The organism is Alkalihalobacillus sp. TS-13 (assembly GCF_019720915.1).
GTDB lineage: Bacteria > Bacillota > Bacilli > Bacillales > Fictibacillaceae > Pseudalkalibacillus.
The window spans coordinates 2721240-2737223 of sequence record NZ_JAHKSI010000001.1 but is presented as its reverse complement, the minus strand read 5'-3'; the positions used below and the strand labels follow the sequence as shown (position 1 = coordinate 2737223).

The window sequence follows — 15984 nt, the reverse complement described above, 5'->3', positions numbered from 1 at the left end:
AAGGGGAAGCAGGAAAATGATGAACACATTGAAAAACGGTCTGAAGGTTGGCCTGAATACAACATGGGTACTAGGTAAAATCATCTTCCCAATCACTCTGATCGTTACAATTCTTGGGCAAACCCCTTTGATGGATTGGCTCGTCAAGCTTGCGGAGCCTTTGATGAAATGGATCGGTCTTTCAGGTGAGGCCGCTCTGCCGCTCGTCATCGGTAACTTTTTAAACCTGTATGCGGGTATCGGTGCAATCCTCAGCCTTGATCTGACAGTGAAGGAAGTGTTCATCCTTGCTGTCATGCTCTCGTTTTCACACAATCTACTGATCGAGTCGTCGGTTGCGACCAAGGTCGGAATCAAAATGTGGATCGTGATGGCTGTGCGGATCGGGCTTGCGTTGATTTCCGCGTTCTTCATCTCGCTCGTGTGGAAAGGCGGTTCAGAACAAGCTGTCTATGGGTTCATTTCGGGCACAGAAGAACAGGTCAACGGTTTTTGGAACATTTTATGGCATGGGTTAGAAAAAGGCTTTATCGGCATTCTCCAGCTGGCGGCGATCGTCATCCCGCTCATGATCTTCATCCAGGTGATGAAAGACTTGAACTGGCTGACGTTGTTTTCGCGTTGGATGGCGCCGATTACAAGATCGCTAGGCATGAAACCGAACACATCTACGACTCTAGCAGCAGGTATCTTTTTCGGTCTCGCATACGGTGCTGGAGTAATGATGCAGGCGGTCAAGGAGGACGGAGTGGAAAAGAAGGACCTTTATCTAGCATTCATCTTTCTTGTATCCTGTCATGCTGTCATTGAAGATACCTTGATTTTCATCCCGCTCGGAATACCGGTGTGGCCATTGCTCATCATCCGGCTTGTCGTCGCGATCATTTTAACGATGGTTGTGGCATTCATATGGAACCGTGTGGAAGCAAAAAACGTATACAGACATCGAAAGGAAGCAAACTATGAAAATTGATACGATTCTGTTTGATTTGGATGGAACGTTGATCAATACGAACGATTTGATCATCTCTTCTTTTACACATACATTGGAGCAGTTCAAGCCGCAGCAATACTCTCGTAATGATATCATTTCCTTCATCGGGGAGCCTTTGGTTGATTCTTTTAAGAGAGTCGATGAAACGTCCGTTGCCGAGATGGTGCGTACGTATAAAGAACATAATCTTGCCCATCATGAAGAGTATGTGCATGCTTATGAAGGGGTTACCTATACGGTAAAAACGTTGCATGAGAAAGGATTCAAGCTTGGCATCGTAACGACGAAGATGCGGGATGCGGTTGAGCTTGGTCTTGAAATCACGGGTTTAGGTGAGTATTTCACGACGATTGTCACGCTGGATGACGTTGAGCATGCGAAACCTGACCCGCAGCCTGTGATCCGTGCGTTGGACAAGCTGCAATCCGACAAAGCCTCCGCGATCATGGTCGGGGACAGCCGTTATGATATCGAAGCGGGCAAAAATGCCGGTACGCTGACGGCCGCAGTCTCCTGGACCATCAAGGGGAGAGAAAACCTCGAACGATCTGAGCCGGATTATATGCTGGAGGAAATGCCGGATCTATTAAAAGTCTTAGAGGTGAATGTATAATGCGAAAGACTGAGCGTCATCCTGTTAAGGGAAGCAATGCGCTCTGGCAGATCTACAAGACGGTGCCTTTCTTCAAGGTGCTGAAAAACTTCGTAGTCATCCAGCTTGCGAGATATACACCGATCATTCCAGTAAAGAACTGGCTGTACCACACGTTTCTAGGTATGAAAGTAGGCGAACAGACAGCCTTTGCTTTGATGGTCATGGTCGATATCATGTTTCCTGAACGGATTTCGGTCGGTCGAAACACCATTATCGGATACAATACGACAATTTTAACGCATGAATATTTGATAAAAGAGTATCGTCTTGGTAATGTAAATATTGGAGATGAAGTGATGATCGGTGCCAACAGTACGATTCTGCCCGGCGTGACGATTGGTGATGGAGCCGTCGTTTCAGCAGGCACATTGGTACATAGGGATGTTGAACCCGGTTCATTCGTAGGCGGAAATCCGATGCGGCTCATCTATACGAAAGAAGAGATGGCCAAACATAAACAAATGTCGGATATTGACGATATATAGATTAAAGGTGGGTGTCACATGGAACAAAAGAAGAGAATGTCGTTGATCTATATGAATGGTGAGTTCCAAATAAGCGATGCTTGGGTTCGCCCGGCGATTCAGAAGAAAACGAAAAAAGAATCAGAGCAACAGGACCGGTTCTTCTTTTTGTCAGCCGTTTCCCGACTAAGAGGCAGTGATTATATCCGCGATGCTTATTGGAATGGGAACGAAGCAGTCATCCGTTTTGAAAACAGCGATCACGTTAGTCCTGAATATCTGGATGATTATGATCATTATTTTTCCTCTAAATTAAAGATAGGAAAACTGCTTCTTGATAACCTTGTTTATCTCTTCAAGGAGCTTCCATATATATCGATGTTGAAAATTGCGGTGCCTTTCCAGTCAAGTGAGCTGGTGGTACATATTCATCGAAAACAATTGGAAAAATATCTGCAGACCGACTTCAGTTATTTCAAGAATGCCCATAGATGCCAGTTCCATTTCCATGTACAGGAGCGGGATGTACGCCGTTTTGTTCATCGTTATGTGAACCACGTCTATAAATAAACTTGAAATTGGATAGTGCGAGCCTCATTCTGAGTGAATCCCGAACATGACATGGTGTTTGGAGCGATTCCTTCAGAATGGGGCTCTTTTTGTGTTGAGGCAGTAGGTGTGAAAAAGAAATTTAGACGCGGGTGAGATCTAGCGGACAGGAGAGCCGTTATTTGTGTCGAAAAGGGGTGTTTCAGAAATTTAGCGGACACCAGGGCCGTTATTTGAGGTGAAACCCGCTGATTTCGATCGGATTTCTTTAAATAAGGTCTGTGGTGTCCGTTATTTTGCAAAAGCATGGGGTTTTGGTGTAAATAAGGTCTCCTGTGTCCGTTAAGGTACTACCGTCTTTTTCAAAAGGAAAAACCACTGGTGAACCAGTGGTTTCGTTATTTATTTTGTTCGAAGTTCGCTCCCTTTCCGCAGGCGATCCGCAAGCCTCCTCGCTCACTTCCACTGGACGTGGTGGCATTTAGTCGAAGATCCTTTATTCGTTGCGGGGTCTTGCCTGGCTCGCTTCTCCCGCAGGTGTGTCGCGGATGTCGTTTTTCAATACAACATTTCACCATCGCTTAACAAACAATTTATTAAAGAAGGTAGAAGCCGACGCCCATTATGAAGTAGGCGGCTAGCAGGGTGGCACCTTCGAACCAGTTCGTATCTCCGTCGTTTGCTATCGTATTCGTCAACAGGACGGCAAGAACCATGGCGACGAGTTCTGGAACGGTAAAGACGAGAGCCATCGGTGTCGGGAAAATCAGTGAGAGCAGTACGAGTACCGGTGCGACGAACATCGCGATTTGAAGCGTTGAACCAACCGCGATTTCGACCGCTACATCCATCTTGTTCTTGTAAGCCATGATGATGGCTGACGCGTGTTCGGCTGCATTACCGACAATCGCAACGATGATGACCCCAATGAAAACTTCGCTCCATCCGAACTGCTCTCCGACCGTTTCGAACGTGTGGACGAGCGCTTCACTCACATACGCGACAGCAGCAGTAGCCAACGCCAGGATAATTAACGCTTTCTTTCCGGTCCATTCTGCTTCTTCCTCATGTGCTTCTTCATCTCCGCCTTCACTGCTATATACACCGCGGTGCGTAACCAGTTTAAAGAAGAGGCCGGCTAAGTATAGACCGATCAAAATGCCTGAAACCCAAATACTTAACGTCAATGCTTCAGTCTCATTCAAGTTCATTGCGAAAATTTCAGGGAAAACGAAGGCGACGACCACTCCGAACATGAGCAGGGCTGAATTATGTCTTGCATCGTGGACGTTGAATCTTTGCCTTTTAAAACGTAAGCCCCCGACGAAAAACGAAAGTCCCCCGACAAGCAGGAGGTTCCCAAGGACAGAACCTGTCAAAGAGGCAAGCACGATGGAGACGTAACCCGCTTTCAAGGCGAAAATCGAAATGATGAGCTCGACAGCATTCCCGAAGGTGGCGTTCAACAGCCCGCCGATTCTCGGACCTGAGTGGATCGCAAGACTTTCAGTCGCACGCCCCATGTAAGCTGCAAGAGCAACAATGGTGAGACAGTAGACGATGAACATGATCGCTTCCGGCCAGTGAAGCAAATTACCAGCCACAGACAAAGGAACACCAATTACGATTGCAAGGAAAAAGATTTTGTTGAACATAAGAAACCTTCTTTCATTATCGTATTTTCATTATGGGCTGCAGAATACCCGCGGAAAGCGGATATATTTCAAAAGTGTAGTATACAACACTCTATACGAAAACAACCTTATGTAATTTGCGAGAAGTTGGGGTATAGCTAGAGTAACTTATAAGCTATATTGTATTCATTTTATCTTATGTTACTCCCGAATATAAGAAGTACCTTGAGCAAGAGTCAAGTTTTTGGACTACAACTATTTAAGAAGGAATAAATAGGGTAAAGATAAAACGTCAGATAAAAAATTTTCGGTTGACGTGTTTTTGTAAGAAAGTTAGACTACTTATTATACCTTTATCTTGTTAGTAAATTAGCGAACTAAAGGATTTTGAAACAGAAATTTAGAATAACTAATTTTCAACTTAAAAAATACTTATTTTTTAAAATTATTGGCTATATGTTGATTTTCACGAAATTCACTACCTTCCGCGGGCAATCCACGAGCCTCCTCACTTGCACAGGAAGTACTGGCTTCGACGTTCACCATAGGACGTGGTGGTATTTAGTCGAAGTTCATTATTATAGTCGAAGATCCTTTTAAAAAGGGCGGGGTCTCGTCAGGATCGCTTTTCCCGCAGGAGTGTCGCAAATTTCACTTCAATAAACGTTGTCAGAAATCAACAGTATTAGTTAACATAGCCAATTTATTCAATCAATGATTTTTAAATAGGTCGATTCGGAGAGTGAATGTTGTGACGAAACCATTAGTGTTTGAAAAACCTTTAGGCATGCGGGATACGTTACCGAACCTGTATGAGATCAAATCAGCAAGCCGGGCTGCGATGGAACAAGCTGTCCAGAAATGGGGATACCGGTTCATGCAGACGCCGACGGTCGAATATTACGATACTGTAGGGGAAGCTTCTGCAACTTTGGAGCAGCAGCTATTCAAATTGCTCGATCAAGAGGGGAAGACCCTTGTGTTGAGACCGGATATGACAGCTCCGATCGCGCGGGTGGCATCGTCAACGCTGCAAAATGAATCCCAGCCGATGCGCATCGCTTATTCAGCGAATGTGTTCCGTGCCCAACAGCAGGAGGGAGGACGTCCTTCAGAGTTTGAACAATTCGGTATTGAATTGATCGGGGATGGCTCGACAAGTGCCGATGGAGAAGTGATCGCGTTGATGATCGAGACGATCGAAAATGTCGGTCTTGAAAATTTTCAGGTCGCTGTCGGTCACCTTGGCTATGTGGATGCGTTATTCAAGGAGATTCTCGGAACGGACCAGCGTGTCGAAACGCTGAAACGTTTTTTATACGAGAAAAATTACGTAGGATACAAACAGCATGTGAAGAAGCTGCCGTTGTCATCGATCGACCAGAAACGTCTTCTCGACTTCCTCCACCTGAGAGGGGGGAACAAGCTGGAGGATGCAGAAAAATTAATCACATCTACCCGGGGTTATGAGGCGATTGAAGAACTCCATGCTTTGCGTGATTGTCTGAAAGCATACGGTGTCAATGACATTGCAACACTTGATCTCACATTAGTCAGCCACATGACCTATTACACAGGTGTGGTTTTTGAAGGATATGCCCCTGAACTTGGTTCTCCGATCAGCAACGGGGGACGTTATGATGCGCTCCTCGCAAAATTCGATAAAGAAGCAAAAGCGACCGGGTTTGGAATCCATCTTGATTACTTGATGGAAGCGATCAGACCAGTAGAAACGAAAGCCTTCACGCATTGCGTTGTGTTTTCAGAAGGCCAGCGGAAGGATGCCTATGCCTTCGGAAAGAAGCTGAGAGACCAGGGTGAAACAGTCGTTGTCCAGGACATCAAAGGCATCGAGAGTCTTGATGTGTTTACCGGACAATTTTCAAATGTCACATATTATCTTGGAAAAGAAGAGGGGGGAGAGCAGTGAGTTCATCTACATTGACGATTGCAATGCCGAAGGGGCGGATCTTTGAGGAGGCTGTCCAGTTGCTTCGTGAAGCCGAATACACTCTTCCACCTGAGTTCGAGGATTCACGCAAACTGATCCTTGAGATCGAAGAGGCGGATTTGCGTTTTATATTGGCGAAACCGATGGATGTTCCAACTTATGTGGAGCATGGTGTCGCAGATGTCGGGATCGCAGGAAAGGACGTCATGCTTGAAGAAAAGCGGGATGTTTATGAAGTGCTGGATTTAGGGATTTCCCGTTGTCATCTGGCGGTTGCAGGGCTTCCGGATACAGACCTGGATACCGTCGCACCGAAAATCGCAACGAAATATCCGAATGTCGCTTCGAATTATTTCAGAAGCCAGGGTAAGCAGGTCGAGATCATCAAGCTGAACGGGTCGATTGAATTGGCCCCGTTGATCGGTCTGGCAGATCGGATCGTTGATATCGTTTCGACCGGCCGGACATTGAAAGAGAACGGACTTGTTGAAACGGAATGGATCCTCGATATTACATCGCGGTTCATCGTCAACCCAGTCAGTTACCGAATCAAAGCAGATGCGATCGATGAGATGGTGAGTCGGTTGGAAAAGGTCATTGAAGGGGAGGAGATCGCGCGATGAAAATCCAGCAATTGAAGGGGACTGTGCCTCGAAAGCAACTGAATCAAGGGACTGAAGAACAAAGGCAGGCTGTGCTTGGGATCCTAGAACAAGTGAAGTCGGATGGGGACAAGGCTCTTTTCGAATTGACGAAGAAATTTGACGGAGCTGAACTTGACTCGTTGAAGGTGACGAAGATCGAGATTGAAAAGGCTTATGAATCACTGGATGAAGAAGTGATTGAAATCATCCAGGAGGCTGCGCGGAATATAAAGGTCTATCATAAAAAACAAGTCCGTGAATCATGGATGATGACGAACGATGACGGTTCGGTTCTTGGACAGAAAATCACACCGCTGGATTCAGTGGGTGTCTATGTTCCAGGCGGTACGGCCGAATATCCTTCATCCGTCCTTATGGGGGCGATTCCGGCGAAGGTAGCAGGTGTTGGGAGAATTGCGATGACGACACCTCCTCGCCCGGATGGGACGCTTCCGGCAAGTGTATTGGTAGCTGCAAATGAGAGTGGTGTCAACGAGATTTATAAAGTAGGAGGCGCCCAGGCGATCGGAGCGTTGGCGTTCGGAACAGACTCGGTTGCCCCTGTCGATAAAATCGTGGGACCAGGGAATATTTATGTCGCTTTGGCGAAGCGGGAAGTTTTTGGCCAAGTCGGCATCGATATGATTGCAGGACCGAGTGAAATCCTCATCTATGCGGATGATACGGCGAATCCGGTCCATCTGGCGGCAGATCTTTTGTCCCAGGCAGAGCATGATCAGATGGCGTCTGCGATTCTTGTGACGACGTCGGTCGAAGTGGCGGAAGAGACATCGAAGGAAGTGATCCGCCAGCTTGAAAGTCTTCCGCGTAAAGCGATTGCAGAAGCGTCTGTAATCAGCAATGGCGTCATTTATGTTGCGAATACGGAAGAAGAAGCGATTGCGGCTGTCAACGAGCTCGCCCCGGAACATCTTGAGATCGTCGCCTATGAGCCGTTCGAACTGCTCGGACAGATCCGGCATGCGGGAGCGATTTTTCTTGGAAAAAACAGTTCGGAGCCGATCGGGGACTATTTCGCAGGACCGAACCACGTGCTCCCGACAAGCGGCACAGCCCGTTTTTCAAGCCCGTTGAGTGTCGATGATTATACGAAAAAATCAAGCATCATTTCATATGGGACCGACGCTTTATTCGAAAACGGCCGAAAGATTAGTAAACTAGCTCGAATTGAAGGGTTGGAAGCCCATGCGCGAGCGATCGATTACCGATTGGAGGAAGAGTGAGAAATGACAGAGCGGAATGCGGAAATTTCACGAAAGACGAATGAAACCAACATCAGGCTAAGCCTCCAGATTGACGGAGAAGGGCATTCGGACATCCAGTCTCCTGTCCCGTTTTTGAATCATATGCTCGATCTTTGGACCCGTCATGGGTTATTTGATCTGAAGGTCGATGCGGAAGGCGATACGGAGATTGACGATCATCATACGACAGAGGACATCGGCATCTGTTTAGGACAAGCCCTGATCGAAGCACTTGGAGATAAAAAAGGAATCCGCAGGTACGGAAATGCAATCGTACCGATGGATGAAGCGTTAGCGCAGGTTGTCATCGACTTGAGCAACCGGCCGCACTTGGAGTTGAAAGCGGCTCTTCCATCTGCAAAACTCGGCACTTTCGACACGGAGCTTGTGCACGAGTTTTTATCGAAGCTTGCCCTTGAAGCGCGGATGAACCTACATGTGATCGTCCATCAAGGATCGAACACGCACCATATCGTCGAAGCGATCTTCAAGGCACTGGGACGGGCGCTGGATGAAGCTACTCAGATCGATCCAAGGGTGAAAGGCGTGCCCTCAACGAAAGGAATGCTGTAAATGATCGGGATTGTCGATTATGGAATGGGAAACCTCCACTCGGTACAAAATGCGCTGAAACGATTGGAAATCGATCATTTCATCTCAGAGCGAAAGGAAGAGCTAGCTACGGCGGATGCGTTGCTGCTGCCGGGTGTAGGTGCTTTTAAAGATGCGATGCATGCATTGAATAAAGACGGGATGGCACAGTTCATTGTTGACGAGGTGGGAGCCGGGAAGCCGCTTTTCGGAATTTGTCTCGGCATGCAGCTTTTATTCGAGGAAAGTGAAGAGAACGGATTGACGGATGGGCTCGGTCTTCTACCTGGACGTGTTGTGCGCTTTCCGGGAATTACGGCTGATGGGACTACATATAAGGTGCCGCACATGGGATGGAATCGGATGATCATCCAACAGCCTGATTCTCCTTTATTGCAGAATCTTAAAACGGACTTCGTCTATTTCGTGCATTCGTTTTTGGTGCAGACGGAGGACAGAACTGTGTTGCTTGCAACGGCTGACTATTTTGAAGAGGTTCCGGCTGTCGTTGGCCGCGGCCATATTTTCGGAGCGCAATTCCATCCGGAAAAAAGCAGCGATGCTGGCATGGAAATTCTGAAAAACTTCGGTGATTATGTGGAGAGGAGGCAGAAGGATGAAGCGATTTGAACTGTATCCAGCGATTGATATGCGTGGCGGCAAATGCGTACGGCTTTTTCAGGGGGATTATGATCAGGAGACCGTCTATGGCGACTCCCCGTTTGAGATGGCGAAGCATTTTGCGGAGCAGGGTGCGAGTTGGATCCATATGGTCGACTTGGACGGTGCTAAATCTGCGGAAAAAGTGAACCACAAGCATGTCCTTCAGGTGGCCTCCGATCTTGATGTGAAGGTGCAGGTCGGCGGTGGGATCCGGTCCGAAGAGGATATTGAGTTTTATTTGAAAAATGGTGTGGACCGAGTTATTTTAGGGAGTGTCGCGGTTAAAAATCCAGCATTCACGAAGGAGATGCTGCAGAAATACGGGGAGCGGATCGCGATCGGACTCGATGCCCGTGATGGTTATGTGGCGACAGAAGGCTGGATCGACAACTCGGAAGTGAAGGCTGTCGAACTTGCGAAGGACCTTGCTGCTACTGGAGCCCGGCACTTCATTTTTACCGATATTTCACGTGATGGAACGCTCGAAGGCCCGAATGTCGAAGCGATCGCGGAGCTTGCGAAGGAATCAGGCGCTGAGGTGATTGCCTCTGGAGGCGTCAGCTCTCTGGACGATCTTCAGGTTTTGGCTGGACGGCAGAAGGATGGAATCGAAGGTGCGATTGTAGGGAAGGCGCTGTATACGGAGCGTTTCACTCTTTCAGAAGCACTAGAAAAGGTAGGTCAATAGATGTTAACGAAACGGATTGTACCCTGTCTGGACGTGAAGGATGGACGGGTCGTAAAAGGCATACAGTTTGTCAATATCATAGATGCGGGGGACCCCGTCGAACTTGCGAAGGCGTACGATGAGCAAGGCGCGGATGAATTGGTTTTCCTCGATATTTCCGCTTCCAATGAACGTCGGAACGTGATCATCGACCTGGTTGAACAGGTGGCTGCGACGCTAGCGATCCCTTTTACAGTGGGGGGCGGCATCAATTCTCTGGAGGATATCAAAAGGGTGCTGCGGGCTGGAGCTGACAAGGTTTCCTTGAATACAGCAGCTGTCAAAAATCCAGACTTGATCACGCTCGGATCGGAATACTTCGGCTCGCAATGCATTGTCGTGGCGATTGATGCTCGTTATGATGAGGAGCTCGGATCATGGCGTGTGTACACGAATGGCGGCCAGCGTTCAACGGATTGGGAAGTGATCGACTGGGCGAAGGAAGCTGTAAAACGAGGCGCCGGAGAGTTGCTGCTCACAAGTATGGACCGTGATGGCGAAAAATCCGGCTTCCATATCGAGTTGACGAAGGCTGTCCGGGATGCGGTGACAGTTCCGGTGATCGCGTCAGGCGGAGCAGGATCTGCCGAGCATTTTCATGAGGTTTTTGTTGAAGCCGATGCGGACGCAGCTTTAGCGGCTTCAATTTTCCACTATAAAGAAACATCAATCGCAGCAGTAAAAGATCATTTGAGACAGCAAGGGGTGAATGTCCGATGAAGATCAGTGAATTACGTTTTGATGAAAAAGGCTTGATTCCGGCAGTCGTCCAGGATGTCGAGAGCAAGGAAGTACTGACCCTCGCTTATATGAACGAGGAATCGTTGCAAAAATCGCTTGAAACGAAGGAAACCTGGTTCTTCAGCCGTTCAAGGCAGGAGCTGTGGCATAAAGGTGAAACCTCAGGGAACACGCAGACGATCACCGATATCCGTTACGATTGCGATCAAGATGCGCTCGTCGTGCTGGTGAAGCCGAAGGGGCCTGCCTGCCACAAAGGGACGTTCAGTTGCTTTGACGACTCGCTTTTTGAAGGTGATGAGGGTCAGGTTGATGTGTCGGCGGGTGTGGGGAAGCTGGCGATCCTTTCAGAGCTTGAGCAGTTGATCGCTGAACGGGAGCGCACTCGTCCGGAAGGCTCCTACACGACTTACCTGTTTGAAGAAGGCATCGATAAAATCCTTAAAAAAGTCGGTGAGGAAGCGTCAGAGGTGATCATCGCGGCGAAAAACCGAGACAAGGAAGAGCTTTCCTGGGAGTCGGCGGATTTGCTTTATCATCTGATGGTACTGCTGCGTGAACAGGATTTACCACTTAGTGAGGTTTTAGGCGTGTTGGAAGAACGACATACGAAGAAGAACGAAAAGGAATAGGCTCCTTTTCGTTTTTTTTAGGTCTATTTTAAGAAAATTCGTCGAAAAGATGGTTCAATCTGCGTATTTCATTACTCTATGAACGAGATTGAAACGATTCACCCGCCACTCGTGAAGGATTTATCTACAAAAATCAAAGGGTAAACTACAAAAATTCAGGATTGCCTACAAAAATGGAAAGTGATCTACAAAAATGAGAATTTACCTACAAAACGTAACTGGTCGACGTTTTACGTGAATTTTCCGTTTATTGAAAACTCTTGATTTGCTGTGTTCGACAGAGTGAGGGTGTGTTATACTTTCGATGGATAGTTTCAGAGAACGGGTGATTGAATTAAATGAAGGTTAACCAGCACACTCCACAAGAAGCAAGGGGTAATGTCATTCCTTTTGCTAGAAGTGGAGAGTATTATTTTCAACGTGGTCTTAAAGCATATCAGAAGAAAGACTTGATCAAAGCGAAACAGCTATTTGAAAAAGCAGTCGAGGTCGAGCCGAAGGAACCGACTTACTTGTGTCAGCTTGCAGCAACATTAGCTGAACTTGGTGATTTCATCGAATCGAATGACTTGCTTGAATATATCGTGAGTGAAATCGACGCAGACATATCGGAATGCTACTACTTCATGGCGAATAACTACGCACATCTCGGCATGTTCCGGGAGGCTGAAAGTGAAGCGGTACGCTATATGGAGAATGATCCGAACGGTGAATTCTACGAGGATTCTGAGGAATTACTTGATTTGATACATACCGAGTTTGGGGAAGATTTAGAAAAGCATTCGTCCGAAGAAAAGCTGATCGTAAAACATGAAAAAGCACGTCGAAGCCTTGAGAAAGGTGATTTTTCTGGTGCGCGGAATTTGTTGAAAGAGATGGTCGACGCACACCCGGAATTTTGGGCTGCATATAACAACCTGGCCCTCGCTCATTTTTATCTAGGTGAATATGACGAAGCGTTCTCGGTGCTTGATGATGTTCTCGGTAAAAATCCCGGGAATCTCCATGCGCTTTGTAATGTTGCTCTTTTTTACAAACAACTGTACCAGCAAAAGGAACTTGACCGGTTCCTCGATTGCTTGAAGGTGATCCATCCGATCATTCCGGAACATCGCTATAAGCTTGGTAGCACGTTCGCACTTTTAGAGGAGGACGAGCTTGCTTTCACATGGCTGAATTCAGTGCGTTCTCATGGCTACGCATGGAATGTGACGTTTTTCCATTGGCTTGCTGTCGCTTCATTCAAAACAGGACGGGTCCAATCTGCTGAAAAAGCGTGGGAGAAGGTCCTTGATCTGGATGCGGACAGTACGGTCGCCACGTATTATTTAGAAAAGTTGCGGGATAACACTCTCGATTCTGAGGAAGCTGAATACCAATATACTATACCCTTGAATAATCTGCAGGATCCAAATGAGTTGTCAGAACGGATTAAGAAGCTCAGAAGTACGATCCATAAAAATAAACTGTCTCATTTGTTGTTGATCCGTAAGTGGGACGATGAAGACACGACAGCGACGCTTGAGACATTCTGTGCGGAAGAGAATGAGCCGGCAATCATGAAGGAGCTTGCTGCGACAATCTTGTTTGAACGTGGATATGAATCTGTGCAAATTCATAAGGATAGCGGCATCGAGCAGCTCGATCAACCATCGGAGGATATGGAAAAAGGCTTAGTAATTCTTGAAAATGTCTTGAACTTACGAGAGGAACTTGATTCAGACACGGCATTTCTGTGGCATCTCTTGATCAATGAAGCTAGGGAAGGATCCCTGTCGATCGCCAATCCGACAGCCTGGGCAGCAGCAGTGACATATATGGCTGATCAGCTTCAAGAGAAGAAGACAACACAAAAAAGTGTCGCTGAGAAATTCGGGATTTCAGCCTCAACCCTTCAAAAATACGTTAAAACACTGAAAATCCTCCACCACCGCCAAGCCATAAAACCATAATGACGGCTGACGTTGATGACGGAATTGCGGTGAGTGGCGGTCCAGCTGTTTGATGGCGGATGACGGTGCCAGGCACCATCTAAAACCTCTTGTGGGAGTAAGGCTCAATTTCCGTGCCAGGCACCATCTGAAACCCCGTGTGGGAGTAAGGCTCAATTTCGGTGCCAGGTACGGTCTGAAACCCCTTGTCGGAGTAAGGCTCATTTTCGGTGCCAGGCACGGTCTGAAACCCCTTGTGGGAGTAAGGCCCATTTTCGGTGCCAGGCACCATCTGAAACCTCTTGGGAGAGTAAGGTTCGTTTTTGGTGCCAGGCACGGTCTCCCTCTCTGAGCATTATATTAGACGTTAAGGCGTTGCTTTAATACGATATCTAATAAGAAGACGAATATTCGTTCAAACTAACTGTAAATTGGTTTTCGGAAAAGGAGTGGAGAGCATGTCTGAAGAAAAAATTTATGACGTAATCATTGCAGGTGCAGGTCCTGCTGGACTTACAGCTGCTGTATATACTTCACGTGCTAATTTGAGCACATTGATGATTGAACGCGGAATTCCAGGCGGTCAAATGGCAAACACAGAAGATGTCGAGAACTATCCTGGATACGACCATATTCTAGGACCGGATCTATCGAATAAGATGTTCGAGCACGCTAAAAAATTCGGGGCTGAATATGAATATGGCGACGTGAAGGAAATCATCGACGGTGAAGAATACAAGACGGTAAAAGCTGGCGGCGGTAAGGAATATAAAGCCCGCTCGATCATCATCGGAACAGGTGCAGAATACAAAAAACTAGGCATTCCTGGTGAGAAAGAACTTAGCGGACGTGGTGTATCCTACTGTGCAGTCTGTGATGGTGCCTTCTTCAAAAACAAAGAACTTGTCGTCGTAGGTGGCGGGGACTCCGCTGTTGAAGAAGGGGTCTATCTGACGCGCTTTGCTTCAAAAGTTACCATCGTACACCGTCGCGATAAACTGCGTGCACAGAAAATTTTACAAGACCGTGCGTTCGATAACGAGAAGATCGATTTCATCTGGAACCATACAGTAAAAGAGATAAACGCTGATAATAACAAAGTCGGCAGTGTGACACTAGTAAGCACTGAAGACGGTGGAGAGCGCGAATTCAAAACGGATGGCGTCTTCATCTATATCGGCATGATTCCATTGAATGAAGCAATCAAAGACCTTGGAATCACGAACGAAAATGGTTACGTTGAGACCAATTCTGAAATGGAAACGAAAATTCCTGGAATCTTTGCAGCTGGAGATATCCGTGAAAAAACGTTGCGTCAGATCGTTACAGCGACTGGCGACGGTAGTATTGCTGCACAAAGTGCCCAGCATTATGTTGAAGAACTTATGGAAAAATTGAGTGTAAATTCGTAAAAAACAAGCTGAATTTTTCTTTATCCAGAAAAAGTAATTCGGTTTTAACCATTTTGTAACAACCGTGAAATATTGGTAGGTTATTATACAATTAAGAAATTGACCCCCTTTTAATAAATTTCTTATTTTTGTGCACGGGACTTTTGGTTCCGTGCTCTTTTTTTGTATTTTTAAGGCGCATTTTACTCCTTCTCCAAAAGGAAAGTAGCTTTATTCAGGTTAAAAGGTATAAAAACAAGCTCCCGGAGTAAGCTGGAGTTGCTCTATGAATGCTTCATACGGACAGTCGAGCGCGAAAAAGCGGCTGGAGTTGCTCTATGAACGCTTCATACGGACAGTCGAGCGCGAAAAAGCGGCTGGAGTTGCTCTATGAACGCTTCATACGGACAGGTGAACGGAAATACCAAATGCTTTTTCAGCTGAAGTGTCACATTCCTGCCATCAAACATGTAAGAATCTCAAAGGAATTAAGCTTGTGCTATCGAAAATTAAAGATACTGGACCATTGAATAAATGTATATTCATCAATTGTTTAATAAACCTAACTGATTACATAAACTAGGAATAGAATTGTTGGCGTGCTTGAAAACGTAGTATAATTGAGAGAAGAGGTGAATCATGTGCAACGAGTGACGAATTGTGTACTCGAAAAAGATAATCAAATCTTAGTGCTTCAAAAACCTCGTCGCGGGTGGTGGGTAGCCCCCGGTGGAAAAATGGAGTCTGAAGAGACCATCAAGGATGCGGTTATCCGAGAGTACCGGGAAGAAACTGGTCTTTATCTAATGAATCCAAAGTTAAAAGGTGTTTTCAACTTTATCATTAAAGAAGAAGAGCAGATTGTAGAAGAGTGGATGATGTTCACTTTCTATGCGACTGATTATGAAGGTGAAGTGCTATCCGAATCGGAGGAAGGGAAATTAGCCTGGAAACCGAAAGAAGAGATATCAGACTTACCGATGGCTCCGGGCGATCATCATATCCACGATTATATGATGACAGGCAACGGGATGATCATCGGAACGTTTACGTATACACCAGATTTCAAACTGCTCAGTTATCGATTAGATCCATCTTAATAAAGGTTGTCCACGACATATAGGTTTTTTGATCTACACACAGGGTTGGATC

General features: G+C 46.5%; 16 protein-coding genes. 15 read left to right on the top strand and 1 reads right to left on the bottom strand.

Translation table 11 applies throughout. The annotated features are described in order from the left end of the window. The first annotated feature begins 19 nt into the window (after positions 1–19). From KOL94_RS13290 to KOL94_RS13275, 4 genes are read left to right on the top strand one after another with little or no spacing between them, the layout of a single operon-like run. Complete coding sequence (locus tag KOL94_RS13290) at positions 20–973, top strand: nucleoside recognition domain-containing protein (protein ID WP_221566880.1); 954 nt, start codon at positions 20–22, stop codon at positions 971–973. Then, positions 963–1607, top strand: coding sequence for a pyrophosphatase PpaX (ppaX, locus tag KOL94_RS13285; protein ID WP_221566879.1), 645 nt, complete (start codon positions 963–965; stop codon positions 1605–1607). Before KOL94_RS13290 ends, ppaX begins: the two co-directional genes overlap by 11 nt. Beyond that, a complete protein-coding gene (locus KOL94_RS13280; RefSeq protein ID WP_221566878.1) occupies positions 1607–2134 on the top strand; it encodes an acyltransferase in 528 nt (175 codons plus the stop codon). Before ppaX ends, KOL94_RS13280 begins: the two co-directional genes overlap by 1 nt. 18 nt (positions 2135–2152) lie before the next feature. Then, entirely contained in the window at positions 2153–2683 is a 531-nt protein-coding gene (locus tag KOL94_RS13275; RefSeq protein WP_221566877.1) for a hypothetical protein, read from the top strand. A 575-nt stretch (positions 2684–3258) separates the two neighbouring features. Here the strand turns inward: KOL94_RS13275 and cax are convergent. After that, positions 3259–4317 (bottom strand): calcium/proton exchanger, encoded by a 1059-nt coding sequence (cax, locus tag KOL94_RS13270; RefSeq protein ID WP_221566876.1) that lies wholly within the window; start codon positions 4315–4317, stop codon positions 3259–3261. A gap of 730 nt (positions 4318–5047) precedes the next feature. On the opposite strand from cax, the gene KOL94_RS13265 reads away from it, so the two are divergent. From KOL94_RS13265 to KOL94_RS13210, 11 genes are all read left to right on the top strand, one after another. Then, on the top strand, positions 5048–6226 hold the full coding sequence (locus KOL94_RS13265) for an ATP phosphoribosyltransferase regulatory subunit (RefSeq protein WP_221566875.1): 1179 nt from the start codon (positions 5048–5050) through the stop codon (positions 6224–6226). A 23-nt stretch (positions 6227–6249) separates the two neighbouring features. Beyond that, complete coding sequence (hisG, locus tag KOL94_RS13260) at positions 6250–6870, top strand: ATP phosphoribosyltransferase (RefSeq protein WP_221567717.1); 621 nt, start codon at positions 6250–6252, stop codon at positions 6868–6870. Then, the gene (hisD, locus tag KOL94_RS13255) at positions 6867–8135 is read left to right on the top strand and encodes a histidinol dehydrogenase (RefSeq protein WP_221566874.1); all 1269 of its coding nucleotides are present in this window, start codon (positions 6867–6869) and stop codon (positions 8133–8135) included. Before hisG ends, hisD begins: the two co-directional genes overlap by 4 nt. Positions 8136–8138: 3 nt before the next feature. Further along, positions 8139–8729 carry an imidazoleglycerol-phosphate dehydratase HisB gene (gene hisB / locus KOL94_RS13250; protein WP_221566873.1) on the top strand — a complete coding sequence of 197 codons (591 nt, stop codon included), beginning with the start codon at positions 8139–8141 and terminating at the stop codon, positions 8727–8729. Further along, the gene (hisH, locus tag KOL94_RS13245) at positions 8730–9377 is read left to right on the top strand and encodes an imidazole glycerol phosphate synthase subunit HisH (RefSeq protein WP_221566872.1); all 648 of its coding nucleotides are present in this window, start codon (positions 8730–8732) and stop codon (positions 9375–9377) included. Further along, entirely contained in the window at positions 9364–10098 is a 735-nt protein-coding gene (hisA, locus tag KOL94_RS13240; protein ID WP_221566871.1) for a 1-(5-phosphoribosyl)-5-[(5-phosphoribosylamino)methylideneamino]imidazole-4-carboxamide isomerase, read from the top strand. The genes hisH and hisA overlap by 14 nt, the downstream gene beginning before the upstream one ends. Then, the gene (gene hisF / locus KOL94_RS13235; protein ID WP_221566870.1) at positions 10099–10857 is read left to right on the top strand and encodes an imidazole glycerol phosphate synthase subunit HisF; all 759 of its coding nucleotides are present in this window, start codon (positions 10099–10101) and stop codon (positions 10855–10857) included. It abuts the gene before it with no gap. Further along, positions 10854–11510, top strand: coding sequence for a bifunctional phosphoribosyl-AMP cyclohydrolase/phosphoribosyl-ATP diphosphatase HisIE (hisIE, locus tag KOL94_RS13230; RefSeq protein WP_221566869.1), 657 nt, complete (start codon positions 10854–10856; stop codon positions 11508–11510). The genes hisF and hisIE overlap by 4 nt, the downstream gene beginning before the upstream one ends. A gap of 338 nt (positions 11511–11848) precedes the next feature. After that, the gene (locus tag KOL94_RS13225; RefSeq protein WP_221566868.1) at positions 11849–13462 is read left to right on the top strand and encodes a tetratricopeptide repeat protein; all 1614 of its coding nucleotides are present in this window, start codon (positions 11849–11851) and stop codon (positions 13460–13462) included. Between the two features lie 437 nt (positions 13463–13899). Further along, a complete protein-coding gene (gene trxB, locus KOL94_RS13215; RefSeq protein WP_221566867.1) occupies positions 13900–14853 on the top strand; it encodes a thioredoxin-disulfide reductase in 954 nt (317 codons plus the stop codon). A 620-nt stretch (positions 14854–15473) separates the two neighbouring features. Further along, positions 15474–15932, top strand: a complete 459-nt coding sequence (locus KOL94_RS13210) for an 8-oxo-dGTP diphosphatase (RefSeq protein ID WP_221567716.1) — start codon at positions 15474–15476, stop codon at positions 15930–15932. Positions 15933–15984 lie beyond the last annotated feature (52 nt).

What these genes read in the sequence shown, in the direction of transcription:
- KOL94_RS13290 (WP_221566880.1), top strand. Translation starts at nt 20, where the DNA reads ATGAACACATTGAAAAACGGTCTGAAGGTTGGCCTGAATACAACATGG.
- ppaX (WP_221566879.1), top strand. Translation starts at nt 963, where the DNA reads ATGAAAATTGATACGATTCTGTTTGATTTGGATGGAACGTTGATCAAT.
- KOL94_RS13280 (WP_221566878.1), top strand. Translation starts at nt 1,607, where the DNA reads ATGCGAAAGACTGAGCGTCATCCTGTTAAGGGAAGCAATGCGCTCTGG.
- KOL94_RS13275 (WP_221566877.1), top strand. Translation starts at nt 2,153, where the DNA reads ATGGAACAAAAGAAGAGAATGTCGTTGATCTATATGAATGGTGAGTTC.
- cax (WP_221566876.1), bottom strand. Translation starts at nt 4,317, where the DNA reads ATGTTCAACAAAATCTTTTTCCTTGCAATCGTAATTGGTGTTCCTTTG.
- hisG (WP_221567717.1), top strand. Translation starts at nt 6,250, where the DNA reads ATGCCGAAGGGGCGGATCTTTGAGGAGGCTGTCCAGTTGCTTCGTGAA.
- hisD (WP_221566874.1), top strand. Translation starts at nt 6,867, where the DNA reads ATGAAAATCCAGCAATTGAAGGGGACTGTGCCTCGAAAGCAACTGAAT.
- hisB (WP_221566873.1), top strand. Translation starts at nt 8,139, where the DNA reads ATGACAGAGCGGAATGCGGAAATTTCACGAAAGACGAATGAAACCAAC.
- hisH (WP_221566872.1), top strand. Translation starts at nt 8,730, where the DNA reads ATGATCGGGATTGTCGATTATGGAATGGGAAACCTCCACTCGGTACAA.
- hisA (WP_221566871.1), top strand. Translation starts at nt 9,364, where the DNA reads ATGAAGCGATTTGAACTGTATCCAGCGATTGATATGCGTGGCGGCAAA.
- hisF (WP_221566870.1), top strand. Translation starts at nt 10,099, where the DNA reads ATGTTAACGAAACGGATTGTACCCTGTCTGGACGTGAAGGATGGACGG.
- hisIE (WP_221566869.1), top strand. Translation starts at nt 10,854, where the DNA reads ATGAAGATCAGTGAATTACGTTTTGATGAAAAAGGCTTGATTCCGGCA.
- KOL94_RS13225 (WP_221566868.1), top strand. Translation starts at nt 11,849, where the DNA reads ATGAAGGTTAACCAGCACACTCCACAAGAAGCAAGGGGTAATGTCATT.
- trxB (WP_221566867.1), top strand. Translation starts at nt 13,900, where the DNA reads ATGTCTGAAGAAAAAATTTATGACGTAATCATTGCAGGTGCAGGTCCT.